Source organism: Pseudoalteromonas sp. Angola-30, assembly GCF_028599215.1.
Taxonomy (GTDB): Bacteria; Pseudomonadota; Gammaproteobacteria; order Enterobacterales; family Alteromonadaceae; genus Pseudoalteromonas; species Pseudoalteromonas atlantica.
This window is the reverse complement of sequence record NZ_JAQREI010000033.1, coordinates 1-4,656: the sequence shown is the minus strand read 5'-3', so window position 1 is coordinate 4,656 and position 4,656 is coordinate 1. Positions and strand designations below refer to the sequence as shown.

Here is a 4,656-nt window from a genome sequence, read left to right as displayed (position 1 = left end):
ATACCTTTCAGTGTTTGCAGCAAACTCAAATAATTCACTCGGAAAATTATTCCTATTTGAATTTAGATTAGAAATATATTCATCAAAGCTAGAATTCATTTACCAAACTTCCATTTACACATAACGCCCTAATAATGGGCAAAAAATTGTTGGCTAAAATGTTGAGGAACGAAAACAGCCAACTGTTTTTTGTCCTTATTTATTAGCTTGTTATGTTTCATTTGGTAATGATAGGTTGCTTATTAACCTTTGTAAGATTAGCAACTTTTGCAACACCGTAGCCACCAAACATTAATGGTTGTGCGCAAACTTCCGCACTCAAGGTGTAACCCTGTTCTTTCATATCTCGCGGGTTAACTTCCCATAGTTTTTTCTTGTCTATATTCTCTATAAAGAAGCGTTTATTTTCAATAGATAAGGTTACAACGCTTTTACCTAAAACCCCTGTTTCAAATATTTCTCTAGGAGAGAGTTGTATATCAACAAAATCAAATACAACTTCACTTTTAAAGCATTCAACTTTATCAAAGCTTGGCAATCGATAAATAATAACGCTTATAACAAGGTATAAAACGACAACGGAAATAATAGAAAGAACTAAATACTTGAGAAATTTCACCAATCGTCCTTGAAACATAACGCCCCTAATAAACGGCAAATGCTTGCTGGCTAAAATTAGCGAGGTACGAGCATAGCCAGCGAGTATTTGTCCGGTTGATTGGATTGTTAGGTTTCACTTAAACCTCTAAATTCAATTAACTTCCTTACTCGCTCTTCTTTCATGCGACACAGAGTATTCTCCAATTCTATATCTGAACCGAAACTGCCAACTCCCGACGAAACGCCACTAAAAATTTGAAAAATACTCCGAAGGACTCCTAACTCGCCTTCCTGATCATCATAAAGTGGCTGTCCAGCTAATTTCAGGCGTTGATACAACTCAATTGCTCTATCTGGATATGCTTCATCATCAATTGATGCCCATGCCTCTTGAAGCTCATTGATGGTGTAAATCGAAAAATCAATACTCATAAATACCCGTGAAACCTAACGCCCTGCGCATGCGCGCGAACTTGTGAGCGTCGCAGGGGCCGAAGGCCCCGAATGACGCGGATTGTTAGGCTAGACTACTGCGGTTTCGCCCTAACAACTCGAAAAACTAATGGCTTTATACATACGTGAGAAAACCATGAAATCCCCGTCATTACCAATATACCTATGAGCGGTATTATTGCTCCAGTAAAAACTATTGAGCCAAAAACATAACCAAAAATACACTCTGCTCTGTATATAGGCAGGAATAAACCGACTACTACCAAACCTAAAGACAAGTAAATTGCAACGTTTTCGTAGCCGACACTAAAGCTGAATGACTGCACAAAACTTAAAATCAGCATGCCAAAAAAACCAACGCGCACGACTCGTAAAGTCTTTGCCCTTACTGGCGCGTCATTAGGTTGGAGAGTTACACGCTTCTCTATCCGTTCTGTAGAAAGCCAAGCCAAAAATGGGAGGATTAATAATCCCCACCAGTTTGATATTGAAGGATAATCAGGATGGTGCATCAAGTGGTGGCTCAATATTCCACCATTCAAATGCTCCCACAACAGATGTCCAACGACGAATAATATGGTAATTGAAATCACGTAGTATTTTAATTTTTCGAACTGCTTTTCAGTCATGTTTATCCTCGGAGTGCGGTGGTCGAAATATGTAGCCTAACGCCCTAATAATGGGCAAAAAATTGTTGGCTAAAATGTTGAGGAACGAAAACAGCCAACTGTTTTTTGTCCTTATTAATTAGCTTGTTATGTTGCATTGTGCTCCTTTACTCTTTGCCATACAACCAAAGTAGCGACACAAATAATTGTTGGTATATATTGAACCAACCACTCGGTTACTGTTTGAGCAAAAAGATAACTAAGTGCTGTACCTGAAGCAAAGGATATTATGACAACCGTTGCAGTTTGAACTTTGTAAATTAAGCCTACGCTTTCGTTTGCTTTAATTTGAGTTCTTATGCTTAATCTGAGTGCAACTGAGTAAATTATTAAAATTAGATAAAGAAACGCAAATGCAGCCATTTACTCAAAACTCCTTTTTGCAACATAACGCTTTGCTAAGCGGCAATAAAATAGTTGGCTAAAATTAGCGAGGAACGAGCAAAAGCCAACTGTTTTTTGTCGGTTTAAGCAACTTGTTATACGCTATAGAATGTCACGCCTATAAACAATCACAGTTATTAATATCGATATCAAAAACTGCCAGAATAATTTCCAATTCTTTTGAACCGCTATTTCCTTGGCATAATGATGCGTGCAGCTTTTATATGCGCCATGTAATCCATCGAAATTATCCATAAATAAGTTAAAGTCTTTAAATGGTTCTACTTTATTAAATCGTACGAAGAGGTATGGATCAGTCATAAGTTTGTTGAGAACCTCAATTTTTTTTATCACAGCCTCTGTGTCATATTTACCATTCTGATCATAATCGGGCTTAGCTGCTCTAATACTCTTGCCAAATTCAATTAAATTATTCTGTTTAGCTGTTAACTTTTCTAGTAAAATTGGAAGTTCTTTTTGAGCTGTTTTGAAGTCGCCATAATCGGCGTTATAAGCACAAGATGCATCATTCATTTTAGTGAATATTTTTTCTAATTCTTTACTTATATACTCCAATGAAAGAGCAATGTCTTTTGATCTTGTTAACTCATATAGGCCTATTACATCATTATGATATGTTAGGAGAGTACTAATATATTCTCCGTCAATGGTTTGTTTTTGGTTTTCTATATTTAACTCTTCATAGTATTTTTTATCTCGAATATCTCTAAACAATGCAGTTAATCGATACTCTAAATTTGCTCTAGGTTCGTAAAGCTCTATTTCTTTATACTCGATATTGCTCAAGTCTTTATAAATAACCTTATCAACTAATAAAAAAGCAATCGCTAGAATAGCTATCCACATAGAAAATTTTATTTTTTTACTCACTATAATTCCTTGAGAGTTACCAACTGATTACACCTGAACTCAGCACATAGCGTATAACGCCCCAATAAGAGGCTAAAAATGGTTTGCTAAAATGTTGAGGAACGAAAACAGCAAACTGTTTTTAGTCCTGCTTAATTGACTTGTTATATTTCGCCCCCATAAATATCATAAACATATAACCTACAAGGAAAATAAAATTGCTAAAAAAAATTTGTTTAATAATAACTACACTCTTTGTTTGTGTATATGCATATTCGAAAACTATATCGCTCGATGCAAGAGGAGCCTGTTTTCATCCAACTCACCCAGAAGAACAAAGTCAATTTTTTGTATCTTTTCATGCAACACCAGCATCAATGAAAAATAATAGCCCTGGACATGCTTATATTGTACTTAGCGCCCCACATAATGCATTTGAAAAAGTATGCCTCCCTGAAGCTGGCTATGGTCAAAATCCTAAAGAAAAATCAATAAGCACATTATTTAGCTTTGAATTTAATATGGACGATGGCATTAAATTTAAAATAACTGAAGGTGGCGTAATTGAAGAAGATTTAAGCAAACTGGAACCATTTCACGAACTAAAAGCAAGAATAACATATGAACAATTCAACGATATCTATTTGTTAACACAAAAGTGGAAATCGGAAGATTATATTCTGACAAAAAAGGATTGTATTGATTTTATTATTGATGTGGCCAAAAGCATCGACTTTATTACCGTACCTAATCGTCAAAGAACAAAAGAGTTACCTACTGATTATTTAAAATCGCTAATTGATGAGAACAAAGAAATATAACGCCCGCATAAGCGGCTATTAATAATGGGCTAAAATTATTGAGCGCAGCGACAATAGCCCATTGTTAATTGTCCGAGCGAGTTTACGAGCCTTGATGCTCTTGTTAGGTAACGGATACGCTAAAACATTTTTGAATATCAGATTCTAGCCGCTGACCGTCAAAACTTTTGTTTGCGCGATGACTAAGTATGCGCACAGATTCAATAATGTTACCGATAATTAATTTGATCCTTTGTTCGTCACTACCGTTACAAAATTCATCATAATCAATGCGCAAACGAAAGTCAGTTGAGTGTGTTTTTCTTTTGAAAAGTTTCCGTTCTTTGTGCCAACCAGCAGCTTTCATTTCATCGGATAGTTTTACGATTATTGGAATAATATTTAGCTCAGCCACTTCACTCCCGTAGTTTTCTGCCTCAATGATTGGAGTCAACTTTTCACTAACGTAGTGGCTTGCAACTTGAAACTTTCTATCAATTTGGTCTTCTGGCTTTGTTCCATCAATTTCGCCACTTAAGAGGAATTTCACGACAATCCCTTTTGAGTTACCTAACAATTTTGTCTACGACATTTGTCGTTTTATAAACCGACAAATGTCCATATATTACAGTGCATTTATCTTAACCATCAAATAAACACCTGTAAACAATTAGTTAACAGGAAAATATTTTTAATCAATGCACAAATACACCGAAATGGTGGAGATCAGTAATATTGGACAAAACAACAAGCGCTGTCTATATATACAGTTAATTTTTACTAGAGATTCATATCATGAAATCACCTTTTTTAACTATGATAGCCGAACAAATGTATCTAAAGCGTTATGCTAAAAGTACCATTAAAGCGTATTTATACTG

Annotated in this window: 7 protein-coding genes; 1 reads left to right on the top strand and 6 read right to left on the bottom strand. The window is 35.5% G+C overall.

The window, feature by feature from the left end; genetic code table 11:
- Nucleotides 1-217 precede the first annotated feature (217 nt).
- The 5 genes from PSH54_RS20420 to PSH54_RS20400 all read right to left on the bottom strand — a co-directional run bounded on the left by PSH54_RS20420 (nucleotide 218) and on the right by PSH54_RS20400 (nucleotide 2,996).
- Entirely contained in the window at nucleotides 218-637 is a 420-nt protein-coding gene (locus PSH54_RS20420; protein WP_273606994.1) for a hypothetical protein, read from the bottom strand.
- An 89-nt stretch (nucleotides 638-726) separates the two neighbouring features.
- Nucleotides 727-1,032 carry a hypothetical protein gene (locus PSH54_RS20415; RefSeq protein ID WP_273606993.1) on the bottom strand — a complete coding sequence of 102 codons (306 nt, stop codon included), beginning with the start codon at nucleotides 1,030-1,032 and terminating at the stop codon, nucleotides 727-729.
- A 95-nt stretch (nucleotides 1,033-1,127) separates the two neighbouring features.
- The gene (locus PSH54_RS20410; RefSeq protein ID WP_248442196.1) at nucleotides 1,128-1,682 is read right to left on the bottom strand and encodes a hypothetical protein; all 555 of its coding nucleotides are present in this window, start codon (nucleotides 1,680-1,682) and stop codon (nucleotides 1,128-1,130) included.
- A gap of 126 nt (nucleotides 1,683-1,808) precedes the next feature.
- Complete coding sequence (locus PSH54_RS20405) at nucleotides 1,809-2,084, bottom strand: hypothetical protein (RefSeq protein ID WP_273606992.1); 276 nt, start codon at nucleotides 2,082-2,084, stop codon at nucleotides 1,809-1,811.
- A gap of 123 nt (nucleotides 2,085-2,207) precedes the next feature.
- Nucleotides 2,208-2,996 (bottom strand): hypothetical protein, encoded by a 789-nt coding sequence (locus PSH54_RS20400; RefSeq protein ID WP_273606991.1) that lies wholly within the window; start codon nucleotides 2,994-2,996, stop codon nucleotides 2,208-2,210.
- 197 nt (nucleotides 2,997-3,193) lie between these two features.
- On the opposite strand from PSH54_RS20400, the gene PSH54_RS20395 reads away from it, so the two are divergent.
- Nucleotides 3,194-3,796, top strand: coding sequence for a hypothetical protein (locus PSH54_RS20395; protein WP_273588124.1), 603 nt, complete (start codon nucleotides 3,194-3,196; stop codon nucleotides 3,794-3,796).
- A gap of 103 nt (nucleotides 3,797-3,899) precedes the next feature.
- Here PSH54_RS20395 and PSH54_RS20390 read toward each other — a convergent pair whose 3' ends face one another.
- A complete protein-coding gene (locus PSH54_RS20390; RefSeq protein WP_273606990.1) occupies nucleotides 3,900-4,325 on the bottom strand; it encodes an Imm44 family immunity protein in 426 nt (141 codons plus the stop codon).
- Nucleotides 4,326-4,656: the final 331 nt, after the last annotated feature.